General features: G+C 74.0%; 14 protein-coding genes. 11 read left to right on the forward strand and 3 right to left on the reverse strand.

The genetic code is table 11. From position 1 onward, the window contains the following. The first annotated feature begins 209 nt into the window (after nt 1–209). From groES to ABD220_RS12780, 11 genes are all read left to right on the forward strand, one after another. The gene (groES, locus tag ABD220_RS12730; RefSeq protein WP_047801805.1) at nt 210–506 is read left to right on the forward strand and encodes a co-chaperone GroES; all 297 of its coding nucleotides are present in this window, start codon (nt 210–212) and stop codon (nt 504–506) included. Nucleotides 507–664: 158 nt separating this feature from the next. Further along, nucleotides 665–2,269, forward strand: a complete 1,605-nt coding sequence (gene groL / locus ABD220_RS12735; protein WP_344123147.1) for a chaperonin GroEL — start codon at nt 665–667, stop codon at nt 2,267–2,269. 157 nt (nt 2,270–2,426) lie between these two features. After that, nucleotides 2,427–4,496, forward strand: coding sequence for an acyltransferase family protein (locus ABD220_RS12740; RefSeq protein WP_344123149.1), 2,070 nt, complete (start codon nt 2,427–2,429; stop codon nt 4,494–4,496). Beyond that, nucleotides 4,493–6,595: an acyltransferase family protein gene (locus ABD220_RS12745; RefSeq protein WP_344123150.1), complete on the forward strand. Its 2,103-nt coding sequence runs from the start codon at nt 4,493–4,495 to the stop codon at nt 6,593–6,595. Before ABD220_RS12740 ends, ABD220_RS12745 begins: the two co-directional genes overlap by 4 nt. Nucleotides 6,596–6,833: 238 nt before the next feature. Beyond that, nucleotides 6,834–8,933, forward strand: coding sequence for an acyltransferase family protein (locus ABD220_RS12750; protein WP_344123152.1), 2,100 nt, complete (start codon nt 6,834–6,836; stop codon nt 8,931–8,933). A gap of 42 nt (nt 8,934–8,975) precedes the next feature. Further along, nucleotides 8,976–10,538 carry an IMP dehydrogenase gene (gene guaB, locus ABD220_RS12755; RefSeq protein WP_344123154.1) on the forward strand — a complete coding sequence of 521 codons (1,563 nt, stop codon included), beginning with the start codon at nt 8,976–8,978 and terminating at the stop codon, nt 10,536–10,538. A 34-nt stretch (nt 10,539–10,572) separates the two neighbouring features. Beyond that, complete coding sequence (locus tag ABD220_RS12760; RefSeq protein ID WP_344123155.1) at nt 10,573–11,694, forward strand: GuaB3 family IMP dehydrogenase-related protein; 1,122 nt, start codon at nt 10,573–10,575, stop codon at nt 11,692–11,694. Between the two features lie 102 nt (nt 11,695–11,796). Next, nucleotides 11,797–12,771, forward strand: coding sequence for an SURF1 family protein (locus ABD220_RS12765; protein WP_344123157.1), 975 nt, complete (start codon nt 11,797–11,799; stop codon nt 12,769–12,771). Next, a complete protein-coding gene (locus ABD220_RS12770) occupies nt 12,764–13,348 on the forward strand; it encodes a DUF3817 domain-containing protein (RefSeq protein WP_344123159.1) in 585 nt (194 codons plus the stop codon). The genes ABD220_RS12765 and ABD220_RS12770 overlap by 8 nt, the downstream gene beginning before the upstream one ends. Nucleotides 13,349–13,371: 23 nt before the next feature. Next, nucleotides 13,372–14,979, forward strand: a complete 1,608-nt coding sequence (gene guaA, locus ABD220_RS12775) for a glutamine-hydrolyzing GMP synthase (protein WP_344123161.1) — start codon at nt 13,372–13,374, stop codon at nt 14,977–14,979. Between the two features lie 132 nt (nt 14,980–15,111). Continuing rightward, nucleotides 15,112–18,903, forward strand: a complete 3,792-nt coding sequence (locus ABD220_RS12780; protein ID WP_344123163.1) for a hypothetical protein — start codon at nt 15,112–15,114, stop codon at nt 18,901–18,903. Between the two features lie 209 nt (nt 18,904–19,112). On the opposite strand, the gene ABD220_RS12785 is transcribed toward ABD220_RS12780, so the two are convergent. From ABD220_RS12785 to ABD220_RS12795, 3 genes are all read right to left on the reverse strand, one after another. Beyond that, nucleotides 19,113–19,829 carry an SAF domain-containing protein gene (locus ABD220_RS12785; protein ID WP_344123165.1) on the reverse strand — a complete coding sequence of 239 codons (717 nt, stop codon included), beginning with the start codon at nt 19,827–19,829 and terminating at the stop codon, nt 19,113–19,115. A gap of 129 nt (nt 19,830–19,958) precedes the next feature. Then, entirely contained in the window at nt 19,959–20,291 is a 333-nt protein-coding gene (locus tag ABD220_RS12790; protein ID WP_344123167.1) for an FmdB family zinc ribbon protein, read from the reverse strand. Nucleotides 20,292–20,354: 63 nt separating this feature from the next. After that, nucleotides 20,355–20,996, reverse strand: coding sequence for a 5-formyltetrahydrofolate cyclo-ligase (locus tag ABD220_RS12795; protein WP_344123169.1), 642 nt, complete (start codon nt 20,994–20,996; stop codon nt 20,355–20,357). Between the last annotated feature and the right edge of the window lie 219 nt (nt 20,997–21,215).

Below are 21,215 nucleotides of genomic sequence, written 5' to 3' on the forward strand. Positions count from 1 at the left end.
CCGGCCCGTCGGCCCGCTGGCACTCGCCTTGACCGACTGCCAGCCCCCTCCTACAGTTGGCCTTGGCACTCTCCGGGTGAGGGTGCTAAGGGCCCAGGCGATCGACCGGCACCGCGACGACGGTCGGTTCGCCCACCGGCCCGCAGCTCGACGGCGGGTTCCGCCCGCGGTCGCCCATCGTTTTCCACCCCTACAGACAAGGAGAGATCGTGTCGGTCTCCATCAAGCCTCTCGAGGATCGCATCGTCGTCCAGCCGCTCGCCGCTGAGCAGACCACCGCGTCCGGTCTCGTCATCCCGGACACCGCCAAGGAGAAGCCCCAGGAGGGCAAGGTCCTGGCCGTCGGCCCCGGTCGGGTCGACGACTCCGGCAACCGCATCCCGGTCGACGTCAAGGAGGGCGACGTCGTGATCTTCTCCAAGTACGGCGGGACCGAGGTCAAGTACAACGGCGAGGAGTACCTCGTGCTCCCGGCCCGCGACGTGCTCGCCGTCGTCGAGAAGTAGACCGGGCCCCCGGCCCCGCGCAGACCGCGCAGTCCTCACGAAGGGTGCCCGCCGCACGCCCCGCTGTTCCGGCGGGTCCGCGGCGGGCACCCTTCGCCGATCCAGACCCCCGAACATCCGCTGGCGACCCCAGCCATCCGAAAAGGAGCTCTTCGCCCATGGCAAAGCAGCTGGCGTTCGACGACGCCGCCCGCAAGTCCCTCGAGAACGGCGTCAACAAGCTCGCCGACACCGTCAAGGTCACCCTCGGCCCACGCGGGCGCAATGTGGTGCTCGACAAGAAGTGGGGCGCCCCCACGATCACCAACGACGGCGTGACCATCGCCCGCGAGGTCGAGCTCGACGACCCGTACGAGAACCTCGGGGCCCAGCTCGCCAAGGAGGTGGCGACCAAGACCAACGACGTCGCCGGCGACGGCACCACCACCGCCACCGTGCTCGCCCAGGCGCTCGTCAAGGAGGGCCTGCGCAACGTGGCCGCCGGCGCCGATCCGCTGAGCCTCAAGCGCGGCATCGAGAAGGCCGTCGAGGCCGTCTCGGAGCGACTGCTCGAGAACGCCCGCCCGGTGGAGGGCGCCAACGTCGCCCACGTGGCGACCATCTCGGCGCAGGACCCGGCGATCGGCGAGCTCATCGCCCGGGCCTTCGAGACCGTCGGCAAGGACGGCGTCATCACGATCGAGGACGGCTCGAGCACCGAGGTCGAGCTCGACGTCACCGAGGGCATGCAGTTCGACAAGGGCTACCTGTCCCCGTCCTTCGTGACCGACACCGAGCGCCAGGAAGCGGTCATGGAGAACTCCCTGGTGCTGCTGTACCAGGGCAAGATCTCCTCGGTGCCGGAGCTCATGCCCGTGCTGGAGAAGGTCCTCCAGGCGAAGAAGCCGCTGACCATCATCGCCGAGGACGTCGAGGGCGAGGCGCTGTCCACCCTCGTGGTCAACAAGCTGCGCGGCACCCTCGACGTCGTGGCCCTCAAGGCCCCGGGCTTCGGCGACCGCCGCAAGGCGATCCTGCAGGACCTCGCCGTCCTCACCGGCGGCCAGCTCATCACTGCCGAGCTGGGCATCAGTCTCGACCAGGTTACCCTGGAGCAGCTGGGCACCGCCCGCCGCGTCACGGTCACCAAGAACACCACCACCGTGGTCGACGGCGGCGGGACCGAGGCCGAGATCCAGGACCGGGTCGCCACGATCCGCGCCGAGGTCGAGCGCACCGACTCCGAGTGGGACCGCGAGAAGCTGCAGGAGCGCCTCGCGCGCCTGGCCGGCGGCGTGTCCGTGATCAAGGTCGGCGCCGCCACCGAGGTGGAGGCGAAGGAGCGCAAGCACCGCATCGAGGACGCCGTGTCCTCGACGCGCGCCGCGCTCGAGCAGGGCATCGTCTCCGGGGGCGGCACCGCCCTCGTGCAGGCCGCGAAGGCCCTCGACGAGTCCGACCTCGGGCTCACCGGCGACGCCGCGACCGCCCTGGGCATCGTCCGCCGCGCCCTGCGGCAGCCGCTGTACTGGATCGCCCAGAACGCGGGCCAGGACGGCGCCGTGGTCGCCGCGCGCGTGGCCGAGCTCGAGGCCGGGTACGGCTACGACGCCGCCACCGGCGAGTACGTCGAGATGGTCGGCGCGGGCATCATCGACCCGGTCAAGGTCACCCGCTCGGCGCTGCAGAACGCCGCGTCCATCGCGGCGCTGGTGCTGACCACCGAGACGCTCGTGACGGACAAGCCCTCCGACGACGAGAACGGGCACGGCCACCAGCACTGACCGGCGCTGCCCCGGCTCGACCCGCGGACCCGTCCCACCACCGGTGGGGCGGGTCCGTCGTCGTCCCCGGGGTCCGTGCCGGGTCCTCCGGTAGAGTGCGGAGGTCCGCCCGACCACTGCCGCGCCCCCGGCGGCGCGGTGTTCCCAGGAGATGCCCATGACCACCCTCGGTGAGCAGAGCACGCCCGCCGGCGTCGAGCCGGCCACGGCCCGGCGGGTGGCCCGGTACTCGGGGTTCCGCCCGGAGGTGCAGGGGCTGCGGTTCGTGGCGGTGCTGCTCGTGGTGGTCTACCACGTGTTCCTGGACCGGGTGTCGGGGGGCGTGGACATCTTCCTGCTGATCTCGGCGTTCTTCCTCACGCTGTCCTTCGTGCGCAAGCTCGAGGCCGGCCGGCCCCTGGACCTGGGACGGTACTGGCTGCACGTGTTCAAGCGGCTGCTGCCGCTGGCGGTGCTCACCATCCTGGGCACCCTGGCGCTGGCGTGGTGGTTCCTCCCGGCCGCGCGGATCGACCGGGTGCGCACGGAGGCGCTGGCCTCGGTGTCCTACGTGCAGAACTGGGCGCTGGCCGCGGCCGAGGTGGACTACTACGCCGCCGACGCCTCCACGGCCTCGCCGTTCCAGCACTTCTGGTCCCTGTCGGTGCAGGGGCAGGTGTTCCTGCTGTGGCCGCTGGTGTTCGCCGCGGCGTGGTGGGTGTGCCGGAGCGGGCGCCGGCGGCCGGTGCCGGTGCTCGCGGTGTGCTTCGGGGCGATCTTCGCGGCCTCGCTGGCGTGGTCGGTGCACAGCACGGCCACGCAGCAGGCGTTCGCCTACTTCGACACCCGGGCCCGGCTGTGGGAGTTCGCCCTGGGGTCCCTGCTGGCCCTGGCGGTGCCGTACCTGCACCCGCCGCGGGTGGTGCGGGTGGCCCTGGGCTGGGCGGGGCTGGTGAGCATGGTCTCGGTCGGGGTGCTGATCAACGTCCAGGGCGCCTTCCCCGGGTGGATCGCGCTGTGGCCGCTGGCCTCGGCGGCGGCGATCATCGTGGCCGGGCGGTCCGGATCGCCGTTCGGGCTGGACCGGATCCTGGCCTCCCGGCCCCTGGTGCGGCTGGGGGACGCCTCCTACGCGCTGTACCTGGTGCACTGGCCGCTGCTGATCACCTACCTGGTGCTGCGGGACCGGCCGGTGGCCGGACCGCGGTCGGGGGTGGTGATCGTGGTGGTCTCCCTGGTGCTGGCGGTGCTGGTGACGAGGCTCGTGGAGCGCCCGTTCCAGGGGTGGGCGTGGCCGGAGCGGGACAAGCGGCGGCTGGCGGTGTCGGTGGCGGTGAGCCTGGCCCTGGTGGCGGTGCCGGTGCTGGTCTGGCAGCAGGCCGACGCGCGGAGGGCGGCGGTGCTGGCGGAGGAGGCGGCCCGCAACAATCCGGGGGCCGCGGTGCTGGACCCGGGCTTCGAGTTCCGGGGCGACCCGGACGCCCCCACCCTGCCGCTGGCCTCCGCGCTGAGCGACGAATGGGTGGGACTGCCCGAGCCGTGCTCGGGGGCGTTCGCCCCCGAGCAGGAGATCCTCGAGCAGTACTGCCGCCAGACCCCGGCCCTGCCGGACCCCGAGCGCACCATCGCGGTGGTCGGCAACTCCCACATGGAGCAGTTCATGGGCGCGGTGATCCCCCTCGCGGAGGAGCGCAACTGGCAGCTCGTCGCCGTGCTGCAGCCGGGCTGCGCCTTCGCGGTCCGCCCGGAGGGGGACGCGTGCCACGCGGGCAACGCCGCGGCGATCGAGTACGTGGAGCGCCTCGCCCCGGACGCCGTGATGACCACCTCGACCTACGCGGCCCGGATGGACGGCCCCGGCGAGGCCCTGGTCGGAGGGTTCCCGGAGCTGGTCGACCGCCTCACGGACCAGGGCATCGACGTGCTCGGCTTCCGGGACAACCCCCGGTTCGACTTCGACCCCTACGAGTGCGCCGAGCGCCACGGCCAGGACGCCGACCGGTGCCGCGTGCCCGTCGAGCAGGTCCTGGCCCCCGTCAACCCGGCCGACGCCCTCCGGGACCGGGACGGCTTCAGCTCGCTCGACCTCACCGACCTCATCTGCCCGGAAGGGCTGTGCCGCCCCGTGGTGGGCAACGTGTACGTCTTCTTCGACCCGCACCACCTCACGTGGACCTACGCGCGGACGATGGCGCCGGCCCTCGAGGCGCGCCTCCCCGGCACGCTCCTTTCAGCGGTGTCCTCGTGAGCACGGTGCAGACCGGCGCTCCCCGCCGGGAGCCCGGCGCGCCGGCCCCGGACGGCCCCGGGGACGCCGGGGCGGCCACGGCCCGGCGGGTGGCCCGGTACTCGGGGTTCCGCCCGGAGGTGCAGGGGCTGCGGTTCGTGGCGGTGCTGCTCGTGGTGGTCTACCACGTGTTCCTCGGCCGGGTTTCCGGGGGCGTGGACGTCTTCCTGCTGATCTCGGCGTTCTTCCTCACGCTGTCCTTCGTGCGCAAGCTCGAGGCCGGCCGGCCCCTGGACCTGGGGCGGTACTGGCTGCACGTGTTCAAGCGGCTGCTGCCGCTGGCGGTGCTCACCGTCCTGGCCACCCTGGTGCTGGTGGCCGCCGTCTACCCCGGCTCCGACGTCGGCCGGTGGCGCGCCGAGGCGCTGGCCTCGGTGTTCTACGTGCAGAACTGGGCGCTGGCGCTCAGCGCCGTGGACTACTACGCGGCCGACCACTCGAGTGCCTCGCCGTTCCAGCACTTCTGGTCTCTGTCGGTGCAGGGGCAGGTGTTCCTGCTGTGGCCGCTGGCCTTCGCCGCCGCGTGGCTGCTCACCCGGCGGGGGAGCCTCCGGCCCGTCCCCGTCCTGGTGGCGCTGTTCGGCACCGTGTTCCTGGCCTCCCTGGCGTGGTCGGTGCACAGCACGGCCACGCAGCAGGAGTTCGCCTACTTCGACACCCGCACCCGGCTGTGGGAGTTCGCCCTCGGGTCCCTGCTCGCCCTCGCCCTGCCGCATCTGAGGCCACCGCGGACCGCGCGAGTGGCCCTGGGCTGGCTGGGGCTGCTGAGCATGGTCTCGGTCGGGGTGCTCGTGGACGTGCAGGGGGCGTTCCCCGGGTGGATCGCCCTGTGGCCGCTGCTCTCGGGCGCGGCGATCATCGTGGCCGGGCGGTCGGGTTCGCCGTTCGGTCTGGATCGGGTCCTCGCCTCCCGGCCCCTGGTGCGGCTGGGGGACTCGGCCTACGCGCTGTACCTCATCCACTGGCCGGTGCTGATCACCTACCTGGTGCTGCGGGACCGGCCCATGGCCGGGACGTGGTCGGGGACGGTGATCATCCTCGTCTCCCTGGTGCTCGCCGTGCTGGCCACCCGGCTCGTCGAGGACCCGCTCAAGGGCTGGGCCTGGCCCGAGCGGAACAGGCGGCGCCTCGCCGGGGTCGTGGTGCTGTGCCTCGCGCTGGTGGCCGCTCCCGTGCTCGCCTGGCAGCACGTCGAGGACCGGCGTGCCGGGCGGATCCAGGCCGAGGCTGCCCGGAACAACCCCGGGGCCGCCGCCCTCGAACCCGGCTTCGCGTACCGCGGCGACCCGGACGCCCCGACGCTGCCCCTGCCCGAGGACCTGCCGAGGCAGCCGGCCTCCCTCGGCGAGGCCTGCCCCGAGGACCTCGCCCTGCCGGAGGAGCTCCGCCGCTTCTGCCACGAGAGCGTCTCCCACGAGGCGCCCGAGCGGACGCTGCTCGTGCTCGGCAACAGCCACCTGCAGCACTGGCTCCCCGCGCTGCGGCCTCTCGCGCAGGACGAGCGGTGGCGGGTGCTGACCTGGATCCAGCCAGGCTGCTTCTACGCCGCAGCCGAGGACCAGCCGGGCTCGGAGAGCTGCCGGGCCTGGTTCGAGGGCGCCGAGCGGATGATCGGCACCACCGACCCCGACCTCGTCGTGGTCCAGTCGACCTTCACCGACACGGAGGGCGAGTTCCTCCGCCCCGGCCTGGAGCAGCGGGTCCGCGAGCTCACCGGCCGCGGGATGCCCGTCGTCGGCATCCGCGACACCCCCCGCTTCCCGGAGGCGCCCGCCGGGTGTGCGGTGGCCAACGGCGCGGACGACCCCCGGTGCACCTTCACGCACCCCATGGTCGGCACGCCCGATCCCGCGCTGCCGCTCGCCCGCGAGCTGCCGCTCTACTCGACCCTGGACCTCACCGACCTGATCTGCCCGGCCGGGCAGTGCCCACCGGTCATCGGCAACGTCTACGTGTACTGGGACGACGACCACCTCAGCCGCGTCTACTCGCAGAGCACCGCCCCGGTCTTCGGCGAGCGGTTCCGGGAGGCCCTCGCCACCGACGGCCCCGGGCCCTGAGCACCACCCAGCCGCGGCGCCGGGACCCGCCGCCCTCCGCAGGAACGCCCCGGGGTGCCCCGCGCGGCGCCGGTGGTGCGGTAGGGTCGCGACGGGCACCCCCGGCCCCTGGCTCCCCCTGTTCCTCCCCCTCGTGCTCTGCCTCGGCTCTTGTTCCCCCGGTTCTTGCTCCCCCCGTTCCCCCTCCCCGGCGCGCCCCGCGGGCCCGCCGGGAACGCTCCCTCCTGGAGGTGCCCCCGTGGCCACCGTGCACGCCGCCGCTCCGCAGCCGACCACCGGGACCTCCGACGGCGGGGGAGCGGCGCAGCGGCGGGGAGACCGGTACTCGGGGTTCCGCCCCGAGGTCCAGGGGCTGCGCGCGGTGGCGGTGCTGCTGGTGGTGGTCTACCACGTGTTCCTCGGCCGGGTGTCGGGGGGCGTGGACGTCTTCCTGCTGATCTCGGCGTTCTTCCTCACGCTGTCCTTCGTGCGCAAGCTCGAGGCCGGCCGGCCCCTGGACCTGGGGCGGTACTGGCTGCACGTGTTCAAGCGGCTGCTGCCGCTGGCGGTGCTCACCATCCTGGCCACCCTGGTGCTGGTGGAGCTGTTCTACCCGGACTACGACGCCGGGCAATGGCGCGCCGAGGCGCTGGCCTCGGTGTTCTACGTGCAGAACTGGGCGCTGGCGCTCAACGCCGTGGACTACTACGCGGCCGACCACTCGAGCGCCTCGCCGTTCCAGCACTTCTGGTCCCTGTCGGTGCAGGGGCAGGTGTTCCTGCTGTGGCCGCTGGCCTTCGCCGCCGCGTGGCTGCTCTCCCGGCGGAGCCGGTGGCGCCCCGTGCCGGTGCTGGCGGTGTTCTTCGGGGTCGTCTTCGCGGCGTCCCTGGCGTGGTCGGTGCACAGCACGGCCACGCAGCAGGAGTTCGCCTACTTCGACACCCGCACCCGGCTGTGGGAGTTCGCCCTGGGCTCCCTGCTGGCCCTGGCCGTGCCCTGGCTGAGGCCCGGGCGGCGGCTGCGCGTGCTGCTCGGCTGGGCCGGGATGCTCAGCATGGTCTCGGTGGGGGTGCTCGTGGACGTGCAGGGGGCGTTCCCCGGGTGGATCGCCCTGTGGCCGCTGCTCTCGGCCGCGGCGATCATCGTCGCCGGCCGGACCGGCTCCCGCCTCGGCGTCGACCGGGTCCTCGCCTCCCGGCCCCTGGTGCGGCTGGGGGACTCGGCCTACGCGCTGTACCTCATCCACTGGCCGGTGCTGATCACCTACCTGGTGCTGCGGGACCGGCCCATGGCCGGGCCGCGGTCCGGGGTGGCCGTCGTCCTGGTCTGCCTCCTGCTCGCCGTGCTGGCCACCCGGCTCGTCGAGGACCCGCTCAAGCGCTGGGCCTGGCCCGAGCGGAACAGGCGGCGCCTGGCCGCCGTGATCGTCGTGTGCCTGGCCGCGGTCGCGGTCCCCGTGACCGCGGCCCGGGTGGCGGAGGAGCGGCGGGCCCTCGAGATCGCCGCCTCCGCCGACCGCAACAACCCGGGAGCAGCCGCCCTGCTGCCGGGCTTCCGCTACCAGGGCGACCCGGACGCCGAGACCATCCCCGTGATCACCGGGGAACCGTACGCCAAGCCGTCGCTCGGCGAGCCCTGCCCGCCCGGTACCGGGATCGACGAGCGCTTCCAGCAGTGGTGCTTCGACACCGTCCCCGCCCCCGAGCCCTCCGCCACGATGCTGGTGATCGGCAACAGCCACGTCCACCAGTGGATCCCGGCCGTCGAGCTCCTGGCCGAGCGCAACGACTGGCGCGTGGTCACCTACATCCGCGGCAACTGCCTCTACGCCCTGCCCGAGGAGCAGGTGGCCGACCACGAGGCGTGCGCGCGCTGGCTCGAGGGCACCGACCCCGTGGTGGACGCCGTGGACCCGGACCTCGTGCTGGTGCAGGGCACCCGCAGCACGGACGAGGACCAGGAGCAGTTCACCCCGGGGATGGAGGCGCGCATCCGCGGGCTGGCGGAGCGCGGCGTCCAGGTCGTCGGGCTGCGGGACAACGCCCGGTTCGACTTCGTCCCCGCGCACTGCGCCGCCGACCACGGGGCCGACGCCCCCGAGTGCACCGCCTCCCACGTGATCCTGGGCCCGGACAGCCCGCTGGACCCGGTGGCCGAGCAGCCCCGGGTCACGATGGTCGACATGGGGGACCTCATCTGCCCGGACGGCACCTGCGTGCCGGTCGTGGGCAACGTGCACACGTACTGGGACAACAACCACCTCACCGTCGAGTACGTGCGGACCCTGGCGCCCCTGTTCGCGCAGCGGGTCGAGGAGGCGCTGGTCGCGGACGGCGCCGCGTTCCTCGTCGGGTCGTGAATCCGGCCACAGCCGTCCGTCCGCCGGGGCCCGGCCCGTAGAATGGTTGCGACTCCCTCGAAGCTGAAAGGCCCCACCGTGTCGGATCCCGCCGTGCCCACCGCCCTGTCCGAGGACCCCTTCGGGTTCACCGGCCTGACCTACGACGACGTCCTGCTGCTGCCCGGCAACACGGACGTCATCCCGTCCGAGGCGTCGACGCGCACCCGCCTGTCCCGGCGGATCACCCTGGAGGTGCCGCTGCTGTCCGCCGCCATGGACACCGTCACCGAGTCCCCGATGGCGATCGCGATGGCCCGCCAGGGCGGGCTCGGCGTGATCCACCGCAACCTCTCGATCGAGGACCAGGCGGAGCACGTGGACCGGGTCAAGCGCAGCGAGTCCGGCATGATCACCGACCCGGTGACCATCTCCCCGGACGCGACCCTCGAGGAGCTGGACCGGCTCTGCGGCTACTACCGGGTCTCCGGGCTGCCGGTCGTCGACGCGGAGCAGAAGCTGCTGGGCATCATCACGAACCGCGACACCCGCTACCTGCCGGAGAGCGAGTTCCCCAGGCGCCGGGTGCACGAGATCATGACGCCCATGCCGCTGGTCACCGGCAAGGTCGGGATGGCCAAGGACGACGCCCACGCGCTGCTGGCGTCGAACAAGATCGAGAAGCTGCCCCTCGTCGACGACGCCGGCCGGCTCACCGGGCTGATCACGATCAAGGACTTCACGAAGGCCGAGCAGTACCCGCACGCCACCAAGGACGACGAGGGCCGGCTGCGCGTCGGCGCCGCGGTCGGGTTCTTCGGCGACGGCTTCGAGCGCGCCATGACCCTCGTGGAGGCCGGCGTCGACGCGCTGTTCATCGACACCGCCAACGGGCACTCCCAGGGCGTGCTGGACATGATCGCCCGCCTCAAGGCCGAGACCGCCGCCGCGCACGTCGACGTCATCGGCGGCCAGGCCGCCACCCGGGCGGGCGCGCAGGCCATCGTCGACGCCGGCGCGGACGCCGTCAAGGTCGGGGTGGGCCCGGGCTCCATCTGCACCACACGCATCATCGCCGGCGTGGGCGTCCCGCAGATCACCGCGGTCAACGAGGCCGCCAAGGCCGCCATCCCCGCCGGGGTCCCCGTCATCGCCGACGGCGGGCTGCAGCACTCCGGCGAGATCGGCAAGGCCCTCGTGGCCGGTGCGGACTCCGTGATGCTCGGCTCGCTGCTCGCCGGCTGCGACGAGTCGCCGGGGGAGCTCGTGTTCGTCAACGGCAAGCAGTTCAAGACCTACCGCGGCATGGGCTCGCTGGGGGCCATGCAGTCGCGCGGCAAGAACACCTCGTTCTCCAAGGACCGGTACTTCCAGGCGGACGTGGCCAGCGACGAGAAGCTCATCCCCGAGGGCATCGAGGGCCAGGTGCCCTACCGCGGCCCGCTCTCGGCCATGGTGCACCAGCTCGACGGCGGTCTGCGCCAGACCATGTTCTACGTGGGCGCCCACGACGTCGCGGAGCTGAAGACGAAAGGCCGCTTCGTGCGGATCACCTCGGCCGGGCTCAAGGAGTCCCACGCCCACGACATCACGATGACCGTCGAGGCCCCCAACTACCAGCGCTGAGCGGCGACCTGGAGCATCCTCCGGAAAGGACACCATGAGCTACGACATCGAGATCGGCCGGTCCAAACGCGCCCGCCGCACCTTCTCCCTGGACGAGATCGCCCTCGTCCCCTCCCGCCGCACCCGCGACCCCCACGACGTCTCCACGGACTGGCAGATCGACGCCTACAAGTTCTCGATCCCGTTCCTGGGCGCCCCGATGGACTCGGCCACGTCCCCGGAGACGGCCATCGCCCTCGGCCGCGCCGGGGGGCTGGGCGTGCTGGACCTCGAGGGGCTCTGGACCCGCTACGAGGACCCGCAGCCGGTGCTCGACGAGATCGCGGACCTCTCCGGGGAGGACGCCCCGGCCGCCACCCGCCGGATGCAGGAGCTCTACGAGGCCCCGGTCCAGGCGGAGCTGATCACCGCCCGGCTCGCCCAGATCCGCGAGGCCGGCGTGATCGTCGCCGGCTCCCTCACCCCGCAGCGCACCGTGGAGCACTACCGGACCGTCCTGGACGCCGGCGTGGACGTCTTCGTCATCCGCGGGACCACGGTCTCCGCGGAGCACGTCTCCCGCAACCAGGAGCCCCTGGACCTGAAGAAGTTCATCTACGACCTCGACGTCCCGGTCATCGTGGGCGGCGCGGCGGGCTACACCCCCGCGCTGCACCTCATGCGCACGGGCGCGGCCGGGGTGCTCGTGGGCTTCGGCGGCGGCGCGTCCATGCGGATCCAGAACACCCTGGGCATCCACGCGGCCATGGCCACGGCCATCTCCGACGTCGCCGCCGCCCGCCGGGACTACCTCGACGAGTCCGGCGGGCGCTACGTCCACGTCATCGCCGACGGCGGCGTGGGAGTCTCCGGGGACATCGTCAAGGCCCTCGCGATGGGCGCCGACGCCGTGATGCTGGGCACCGCGCTGGCCCGCACCGCCGAGGCGCCCGGGCAGGGCTGGCACTGGGGCGCGGAGGCGCACCACGGGGAGCTCCCGCGCGGTCTGCGCACCCGGGTGGGCACGGTCGGCCCGCTGCAGGAGGTCCTCTTCGGCCCGTCCCGCCACGTGGACGGCACCTCCAACCTCGTGGGCGCCCTGCGCCGCTCGATGTCCACCACCGGGTACCTGAACCTCAAGGAGTTCCAGCGCGCCGAGGTGGTCATCCGCGGCTGACCGGCGACCGGTCCACGAGGGGCCCGTGCCCCGCCCGGCCGGCGCGGCACGGGCCCCTCGTGCAATTGGCGAACGTCCAGGAAGGCGCACTAGCCTTGTCGGGTGCTCACGACCGCCCTGCGCCCCCGTTCGATCCTCGCCCTGATCGTGAGTCTCGGGCTGGCCGTGGGCTTCGTGCTGCTGAGCCAGTGGCAGCTGGAGTCCAGCGAACAGGCCCGCACCGTCGCCGACCCCGCGAAGGACGTGGCCGTCCCGCTCGCCGAGGCGGTCGAGGCCGGCGCCCCCGTGACCGCCGTCCAGGCCGACCAGCTCGTCACCGTCACCGGCGACTACCGGGACGGGTCCACCGTCCTGGTCCCGGGCCGGCTGCAGGACGGGGCGGAGGGCTGGTGGGCCGTCACCGCCCTCACCGTCCCGGACAGCCAGGAGCTGTGGCCGGACGCCGGCGGCGAACTGACCCTCGCGGTGGCCCGCGGCTGGACCGCCGACCCCGCGTCCGTGCCGGAGGAGCCGGCGGGCGCCGTCGACGTCGTCGGCCGGTACCTGCCCGCCGAGGGCCCGGTGCCCGGCGAGACGCTCCCCGAAGGGCAGGTGGGCACGGTGTCCCCGGCGCAGCTCACCAACCTCTGGGACGCCCCGCTGTGGTCCGGGTACCTGGCCGCCTTCGCCGAGAACCCCGCCTCCGCGCCGTTCCAGCTCGCCGAGGACGGGACCCTCGCCCCGGACGCCGCGCTGCTGGGCCCGGAGCTGTCCCGGCTCGACATCGACCAGCAGCCCACGGACGAGTCCGTGAACCTGCTCAACCTCTTCTACGCGGTCGAGTGGGTGGTCTTCGCCGGGTTCGCGCTCTACATCTGGTGGCGGTTCGTGCGCGACGAGTGGCAGCGCGAGCAGAACCCGCAGGAGTACTTCTACTTCGAGGGCGAGTACTACTACGACGACGCCGCCGGACGGTACTACTACTACGACCCCGAGGTGGGGGAGTACTACTGGTTCGACGACCAGCCCGGGACCCGGGCGGGCGAGCCCAGCACCCACGACAGGACCCAGGACAGGACCGGAGCCCACCATGACTGAACCCACGCAGCCGACCCCCTCCCCGAAGGAGCGCACCGACGGGGTGCGGGTCTCCCTCCCGCCGGACGCCCGCCCCGCCGCGGCGGCGTCCCCGGGCCGCGCTCCGCGCCGGGCGGCCGCCCTGCAGCCGCGCCGCCGCTTCGGGGGCACCGAGGCGCAGATCCGGGGGGCCCTGGGCTTCTACATGGTCTGCGCCTGGATCTCCGGGACCTTCCTGCTGCTGCTCGTGGCCGAGATGATCACCCGCTACGGACTGGGCTACGACCTCATCGCGGGCGGCACCGACCGCGCCACGGGCGAGACCGTGGCCCTCGGCTGGCAGGATCTCGAGCTCGAGAACCTCGCGGGCGGGGTCAACATCTCCACGTGGATCCTCATCGTGCACGGCTGGTTCTACGTGGTCTACCTCATCTCCTGCTTCCGGATCTGGACGCTCATGCGCTGGCCCTTCCCGCAGCTCGTGGTCATGGCCCTGGGCGGCGTGGTGCCGTTCCTGTCCTTCGTGGTGGAGCGCAAGATCCACGCCTCCACCACCGCCGAGCTGCGCGCCAACCCGAAGGCCGCGAAGCGGTACTGAGCCCGCCCCGCGCCTGGCCTAGGATGGAGGGCGTGACCGAAACAGCTGAGACCCGCACCGATCTGGAGCAGCGCCCGGTCCTGGTGGTCGACTACGGCGCGCAGTACGCGCAGCTGATCGCCCGCCGGGTCCGCGAGGCCAGTGTCTACTCCGAGATCGTCCCCCACACCTGGTCGACCGAGCAGATCCTCGCCAAGAACCCGGCGGCGATCATCCTCTCGGGCGGCCCTTCCTCCGTCTACGCCGAGGACGCGCCGCAGCAGGACGCGGCGCTCTTCGAGGCCGGCGTGCCCGTCCTGGGCATCTGCTACGGCTTCCAGGCCATGGCGCAGGCCCTCGGCGGGACCGTCGCGCACACCGGCGCCCGCGAGTACGGGGCGACCACCGCCACCGCCGTCGGCGGCCCCGCGGCCTCCATCCTCGCGGGCTCCCCCGGCAGCCAGACCGTGTGGATGAGTCACGGCGACTCGGTCGTCGAGGCCCCCGCCGGCTTCGAGGTCCTCGCCTCCACGGAGACCACCCCGGTGGCCGCGTTCGCGGACGACGACCGCCGGCTCTACGGCGTGCAGTGGCACCCGGAGGTCAAGCACTCCGTGCACGGGCAGCAGGTGCTCGAGCACTTCCTCTTCGACGGCGCGCAGGTCGAGCCGACCTGGTCGACCGGCAACATCATCGAGGAGCACGTCCAGCGGATCCGCGAGCAGGTCGGCTCGGCGTCCGTGATCTGCGGGCTCTCCGGCGGCGTGGACTCCGCCGTGGCCGCCGCCCTGGTCCAACGGGCCGTGGGCGACCAGCTCACGTGCGTGTTCGTGGACCACGGGCTGCTGCGCGAGGGGGAGGCGGAGCAGGTCGAGCAGGACTTCGTCGCCGCGACCGGGGTGAACCTCTACGTGGCCGAGGAGAAGGAGCGCTTCCTCACCGCGCTGGCCGGGGTCACCGACCCCGAGCAGAAGCGCAAGATCATCGGCCGGGAGTTCATCCGCTCCTTCGAGGCCGCCGCGGAGGAGGTCGCCAAGGCCGCCGCCCAGGAGGGCGAGCCCGTGCGTTTCCTCGTCCAGGGCACCCTCTACCCGGACGTCGTGGAGTCCGGCGGCGGGGAGGGCGCCGCCAACATCAAGAGCCACCACAACGTGGGCGGGCTGCCCGAGGACCTGCAGTTCGAGCTGGTCGAGCCGCTGCGCACGCTGTTCAAGGACGAGGTCCGCGCCGTGGGCCGCGAGCTGGGCCTGCCCCACGAGATCGTCGGCCGCCAGCCGTTCCCCGGTCCCGGGCTCGGCATCCGCATCATCGGGGAGGTCACCGAGGCCAACCTCGCGGTCCTGCGCCGGGCCGACGCCATCGCCCGCGAGGAGCTGACCCGCGCCGGGCTCGACGACGAGGTCTGGCAGATGCCGGTCGTGCTCCTCGCGGACGTGCGCTCGGTGGGCGTGCAGGGCGACGGCCGCACGTACGGGCACCCCATCGTGCTCCGGCCCGTCTCGAGCGAGGACGCGATGACCGCCGACTGGTCCCGCCTGCCCTACGACCTGCTGGCCCGCGTCTCCAACCGCATCACCAACGAGGTCGAAGAGGTCAACCGGGTGGTCCTGGACGTCACGTCCAAGCCCCCGGGCACCATCGAGTGGGAGTAGGCCCGGCGGCGGGCCCAGGGCCCGCCCCGCACGGGCGGAACACGAGCAGCCGGGGTCGAGCGGTCCGCACGGACCGCTCGACCCGTGCGTGAGCGGTGCCCGGCCCCCGGGCCGAGGCGCAGGAGGAGAACCATGTCGATCGGAGCCGACCGCACCGCCCCGGGGGCGGGCACCCCCCGGGCGGAGCCCCCGCGCGTCTCGCTGCAGCCCTGGACCCGCCAGATGGACGCCTACACCGGCCCGGACACGCTGCTGGACTTCAACCAGGTCGACAACGTGTGCATCGACCTCACCGAGGCGAACTCGTCGGGCCAGGCGCAGCTGCTCATGGGCCGCCCCACCCGCCTGTCCACGATCGTGCACGACCCCGAGGCCTACGGGCACGCCGCCCGCGCCGCCCGGTCGCTGCGCACCAAGACCCACGAGCTGTCGGTCAACCACGGGCTGGACGCCGCGTACCTCGCCGCCGGCACCGCGTCCTGGCTGGCCCGGCCGAAGGGCTCCGACCCGACCGGAGCCGGCCAGCGCCGCTGGATCGCCCCCGTCCTGCTCGCCCCCCTCACCCTGAAGCCGCGCCCGGACCTCGACGACTTCGAACTCCAGCTCGTCGGTCCCGCCCGCCTCAACCCCGCCATGGTGCGCCGGCTCGCCGCGGACCACGGCGTGGACCTGACCTCGGGCGAGCTCGCCCGGCTCGCCTACGGCACCCGGCGGCTCGACCCGGCCCCCGCCCTCGAGACGCTGCGCACCCTCGCCGGGGCGGTGCCCGGCATGCACGTCGAGCACAAGCTGCTCGTCTCCACGTTCGCGGACCTGCACGACCGGCCCGCCGACCTGTCGGTCGTGGCCCGCACCGCGGTGGTGCGCGACCTCGCCCGGCTCAAGGACTCCGCGGTCGGACGGATCCCCCAGGTCGAGGAGATCACGGACGACGCCCCGCCCCTCGACGAGCGCGACCCCGCCGACGAGCTGCTGCTGCTCGACGCCGACGGCCCCCAGCAGGAGGTCCTCGACCTCGCCGCGCAGGGACACTCCTTCGTGGTGACCGCGGCCCCCGGCACCGGTCAGCTCGACACCGCCGTCAACACGGTGGGCACCCTCGTGGCCGCCGGCCGGACCGTCCTGGTCCTGGGCGAGCGGCGCACCACGCTCGCCGCGTTCGGGCGGCGGATGGACGGGCTGGGCCTGGGTACCACCGTCCTGCCGCTCTCCTCCCAGCTCAGCGACGCCGACGTGGCCCAGCAACTCGTCCGGGCGGTGGCCCGCAACGAGCGCGCCGAGCGGCCCGAGCTCGCGGAGCTGCACGAGACCCTGCGCACCAGCCGGGACCAGCTCGCCGAGCACGTGCGGTCCCTGCACACCGTCCGGCCGCGGTGGTCCGTCTCCCCGTACCGGGCCGTGCAGGCGCTCGCCGAGCTGACCGCCCGCCGGCCGGCGCCCGCCACGGCCGTGCGGTTCCCGCGCTCGGTGCTCGACACCGTCGTGGAACGGGGCGACGTCGTCGCCCGCCTCGAGCGCGCCGCCGAGCTCGGGGCCTTCGACGCCGACACTCTCGCCGGGCCCTGGACCGGGGCGCGCCTGGTCAACGAGGACGAGGCCCGGCAGGCGCACCGGCTCGCCCAGTCCCTGCTGCTGGAGCTGACCACCCTCGAGACCGGGATGCGGCACGTCCTGGCCACCAGCGGGCTGCGCGGCGGCGCGACCGTCCCCGAATGGGGCCGGCAGCTGCGGCTGCTGCAGGAGGTCCAGGACTCCCTCACCCGCTTCACCCCCGACATCTACGACCGCCCTGTGACGGACCTGGTCGCCGCCACCGCCGGGTCCGGCTGGCGGCGGGAGCACGGGATCGAGATGACCGGGCTCCAGCGCTCACGGCTGCGCAAGGCCGCGAAGGAGTACATCCGGCACGGGGTGCACCTCTCGGACCTGCACAGCGCGCTGCTGCGCGTGCAGTCGGAGCGGGAGCGGTGGCGGGAGTGGGCCACCTCGTCCCAGCACCCGGTCGTCTCGGAGCGCGTCGAGGAGCTCGCGGCGGTGCAGGCCCGCTTCGTGGAGGACCTCGAGGGCCTCGCCATCGCCCTCGAGGGCTCGACCACCGGCGACGACCTCCTGAACCAGCCCGTCGACCGGCTGCGCGAGACCCTGGACGGGCTCATCAACGACGAGGAGAACCTCGCCGTGCTGCCCGAGCGCACCGTCCTGCTCGACGAGCTGCGCGGCCAGGGCCTCGGCGAGCTCGTGGACGATCTCACCCGGCGCACCGTGCCCCGCGCGGAGGTCCCCGGGGAGTTCGACCTCGCCTGGTGGCAGTCCACGCTCGAGGCCATGATCACCGGCGACGACTTCCTGCCGATGCCCGAGGGCCACGCCCTGCGCAAGGCGGAGTCCGTGTTCCGCCGCGCCGACGCCGCGCACGTGGCCTCCGGGGCCGGCCGCCTCCTGTGGGAGCTCGCCGACCGCTGGCAGCGCACCGTGCGGCGCGCCCCGCGCGCGGCGGCCGCCCTGCGCCGGATGCTCCGGGCCGGCGCCGCCCCGCTCGAGGAGGTCACCGCCGCGGCGGGCGAGCTGATCGGCTCGCTGGTGCCCGTCTGGACCGCCAGCCCGCTGGTGCTCTCCGCGGCGCTGCCCGAGGACCACGACTTCGACGCCGTGGTGGTGCTGGACGCCGAGAGCTCCCCGCTCGCGGCGGTGCTGCCCGCGCTGACCCGGTGCCGGCAGGTCATCGCGTTCGGGGACCCCCGCCTGGGCCGGCCGCAGCCGTTCACGGTGGCGCCCACGGCGGTCCCCGCCCCGGGCACCCAGCCGGTGGTCGAGGTGGACAGCGCCTTCGACGCCCTGTCCCGCGTGGTGCCGGAACGCTCGCTGCGGACCGTCTACCGGTCCATGGACGAGCAGGTCTTCCGCTATCTCAACGAGCAGTTCTACGGAGGACGGCTGAACAGGCTCCCGCACGGCGAGTCCGTCACCGGGGCCACCCCCGTCCTCGACGTCGAGTACGTCCCGGACGGCGTCGGCGCCCTCACCGCCGGGATCGAGGGCATCCAGGCGCCCGCCGCGGAGGTGCGGCGCGTCGTGGACCTGGTCTTCGAGCACGCGGCCCGCCACCCGCGCCGGTCCCTGGCCGTGGTCACGGCCAGCGCCGTGCACGCCGCGCGGATCGCCCAGGCCGTCCGCGGGCGGATGCGCGAGGAGCCCGCCGCCGCGGCCTTCTTCGCCCCGGGCCCCGAGTCCTTCCGGGTGGTCGACCTGCACCGGGCGGCTGGCATCGTGCGGGACACCGTGATCTTCTCGCTGGGCTTCGGCAAGACGGCCAACGGCCGCACCGTGCCGTACCTCGGGGCGCTGTCCGAGCGGCACGGACGCCAGCACTTCGTGCTCGGCATGACCCGGGCCCGCCACACCACCCGGATCGTGACCTCCCTGCACCCCGTGGAGATGGAGGGCAAGGGCCTCCAGCACGGGGCCCGGGACTTCGCCCGCGTGCTCGCCGCGCACCTCGGCGGCCGGCCCCCGGGGGAGGAGGCCCAGGACACCCACGACGACGCCCTGGTGGTCGACCTCGCCCGCCGGCTCGAGGAGCGCGGGGCCTCGGTGCGGCTGGACTACGCGGGCGTCCTCGACCTGGTCGCGTGGGCCGGCACGGAGTCGATGGCCGCGGGAGCCGTGCCGCCGGGTCGCGCCCGCGACGAGGACCGGCCGCTGCGGATCCCCGTGGCGGGACAGTCGGACGGCTCGGCGGAGAGCGCCGCCCTGTCCGTGCGGGAGCGCTCGCGGCTGCGGCCCCAGCAGCTCGAGCGCACCGGCTGGCACTACCTCACGCTGTGGACCATCGAGGTCTTCACCGACCCGGACACGGTCGCCGAGCTCATCCGGCGCTATCTCGGCCTGCCCTCCGGCCCGCGACGGGGCGCCCGTGGCGACTGATCCGGAGCACGCACCCGACGGGGCTCCCGTGCCGGGCGGACCGGGCCGGACGACCGGGCAGGGCGGGTCCCCGCACCCCCGCCGACGCGGTCCGCGGCGCGCCACCGGGGGCACGTTCACCGGGCCCGAGCCGCGCCTGCCCGGCCTGGCGGGGCGGGCGGACGAGGAGAGTCCTGACGCGGCCGGGGAACGCGCCCACGAGCAGTGGCTCAAGGCGCAGCGGCCTCCGCACTGGGACTGACCGGCGCCGGGACGAGGACCACGGTGGTGCGCCCGGTGCCGGCGGTGCCCGCCAGCTGCGCGGCGCCCTCGTGCGGAGCCCCCACCACCAGTAGCCCTTCCTCCCCGGACGCCGATGGACCGGAGAGCAGGCCGCCGTCCCCACCGGGGCCGCCGGAGGAGACCCACAGCGCGGGCAGGCCCCGGCCCAGCACGTGGCGCTCGCCCGGTGCGGCGCCGTCGGGCAGATGGACGACGTCCACGTGGTCGCCCGCGCGCACGTGCCGCAGCACTCCGGGATCGTCGATGCGCAGGGTCACCGCGGTGATGCCCCCGGCCTGCCCGGTCAGCAGGCCCGGGCCCACGAGCGAGGTCTCCGTCAGCGGCTGCCCGGGGCCCGCGGCGCCCGCGAGCACGCGCCCGGACAGCTCCGCCGGATGGGCGACGGCGCCCTCCGGCGCCAGCTCGTGCGGAAAAGCGGCCACCGCGACCTGCTGCGGGGAGACCACCGTGCCGGCGGGCATCGCCTCGGCGGCGGTGACCACCGGCACCGTCCGGGCGCGGGGCGGTCCGAGCCGCAGGACCACCAGGCCCACCGCGAGGCCGAGGAGCAGCGCGGCCACCAGCCGGCGGCGCCGGGACAGCACCGAGCGCAGGTGCAGGGACAGCGGATAGCGGCGTCGGACGGTCCGGGGGCGTCGGCTCATGCGCCGCACGCTACGCGGCCGGCATCCCGGTGCCGGGTGCGCCGGAGCCGCCTGGGGAGGGCCGGAGGCCTTCGACCGGGAGGAAGCCCCCGTGCAGTCCGGACACCGGGACGGCGCCCGGGGACCGGCTCAGTCGGAGGACCCGCCCGCGGTCGTGGGGGCGGACGACGACGGGGCGCCCGCGCCCGCGGTGGCCGGGGTCTTGGGGGCCGTGGCCGCCGTCGCGGCCTCGGCGGACGAGGACGAGGAGGAGGACGACGTGGAGGCGCTCGAGCCCCCGCCGCCGGAGCGCGAGTCGTTGCGGTAGAAGCCCGAGCCCTTGAACACCACGCCCACCGTGTTGAACTTCTTGCGCAGGTCCCCGTCGCACTGCGGGCAGACGGTCAGGGCGTCCTCGCTGAACGACTGGCGGATGTCGAACGCGTGGCCGCAGTCCTTGCAGGCGTAGGCGTACACGGGCATGGGTCCTCCTGGGAAGGGTCGACGAGCGCGCTCGCTGGCACTCGAAGGGGTCGACTGCCGATTCTACCGCGTTCCCGGCACCGGGCCGGCGGACCCGTCCAGGCGCACGGTGCCGTTCTCCGTGAGGGCCAGCGGCACGGGGGCGTCGAGCTCCTCTACCGGTACCGTCCCGACCGGGAGGACCTCGTCGGCGAAGACGCACACCGCGGTGCGCAGCTCCGGGTGCGCCGTGCGCGGCAGCCCGGCGAGGAAGCGGTCGTAGTAGCCGCCGCCGAAGCCCAGCCGCGCGCCGTCGGGCGCCACGGCGAGCGCGGGCACCAGCAGCAGGCCCACCGCGTGCATCACCTCGGCGCCGTGACGGGCCCCGACGGGTTCGCGCAGCCCGCCGGCGCCACCGGTCCGCACGGGGGTGCCCGGCGACCACCGCGCCCACGAGAGCCGGCGCCCGGGCTCGCACACGGGCACCCAGATCCGGTGGCCGCGGTGGTGGGCCGTGACGAGGGCCGGCTCGAGGGGCGGTTCCGTGGCCAGCGGGAGGTACGCGGCGACGTCCAGGTGGGGGCGGTCGGCCAGCAGCTCCTTCAGGTGCCGGTCGAACGCGACGGCGGCGTGCTCCCGGGCGGCCCGGGAACGCCGCGCACGGGCCGCCAGCAGCTCCCGGCGCAACCGGGCCTTCGCCTCGGCGGCACCACGGGGGTCGGTCATCGTCGTGTCGGCTCCTGTCCGGGGATCGGGCCGGGGGACGGCGCCCCGGACGCACCGGCCCTCCCGGGCCGGTGGTGCGAGGCTAGCCGCGTACTGCCGCGGCGGGCAACCGTGCCGACCGGGAATCCCCTGGCCCGCGCTCCCGATCCGTTAGCCTGTGCGCATGAGTGGAAACAGCAACCCCCGCACGGTCCGGAAGGCCGTCATCCCCGCCGCCGG

Source organism: Kocuria aegyptia (assembly GCF_039530085.1).
Taxonomy (GTDB): Bacteria; Actinomycetota; Actinomycetes; order Actinomycetales; family Micrococcaceae; genus Kocuria; species Kocuria aegyptia.

Excerpts from the sequence above, each read along its gene's own strand:
- groL (WP_344123147.1), top strand. The coding sequence starts at position 665 with ATGGCAAAGCAGCTGGCGTTCGACGACGCCGCCCGCAAGTCCCTCGAG.
- ABD220_RS12740 (WP_344123149.1), top strand. The coding sequence starts at position 2,427 with ATGACCACCCTCGGTGAGCAGAGCACGCCCGCCGGCGTCGAGCCGGCC.
- guaB (WP_344123154.1), top strand. The coding sequence starts at position 8,976 with ATGGTTGCGACTCCCTCGAAGCTGAAAGGCCCCACCGTGTCGGATCCC.
- ABD220_RS12760 (WP_344123155.1), top strand. The coding sequence starts at position 10,573 with ATGAGCTACGACATCGAGATCGGCCGGTCCAAACGCGCCCGCCGCACC.
- ABD220_RS12770 (WP_344123159.1), top strand. The coding sequence starts at position 12,764 with ATGACTGAACCCACGCAGCCGACCCCCTCCCCGAAGGAGCGCACCGAC.
- guaA (WP_344123161.1), top strand. The coding sequence starts at position 13,372 with ATGGAGGGCGTGACCGAAACAGCTGAGACCCGCACCGATCTGGAGCAG.
- ABD220_RS12780 (WP_344123163.1), top strand. The coding sequence starts at position 15,112 with ATGTCGATCGGAGCCGACCGCACCGCCCCGGGGGCGGGCACCCCCCGG.
- ABD220_RS12785 (WP_344123165.1), bottom strand. The coding sequence starts at position 19,829 with ATGAGCCGACGCCCCCGGACCGTCCGACGCCGCTATCCGCTGTCCCTG.
- ABD220_RS12790 (WP_344123167.1), bottom strand. The coding sequence starts at position 20,291 with ATGCCCGTGTACGCCTACGCCTGCAAGGACTGCGGCCACGCGTTCGAC.
- ABD220_RS12795 (WP_344123169.1), bottom strand. The coding sequence starts at position 20,996 with ATGACCGACCCCCGTGGTGCCGCCGAGGCGAAGGCCCGGTTGCGCCGG.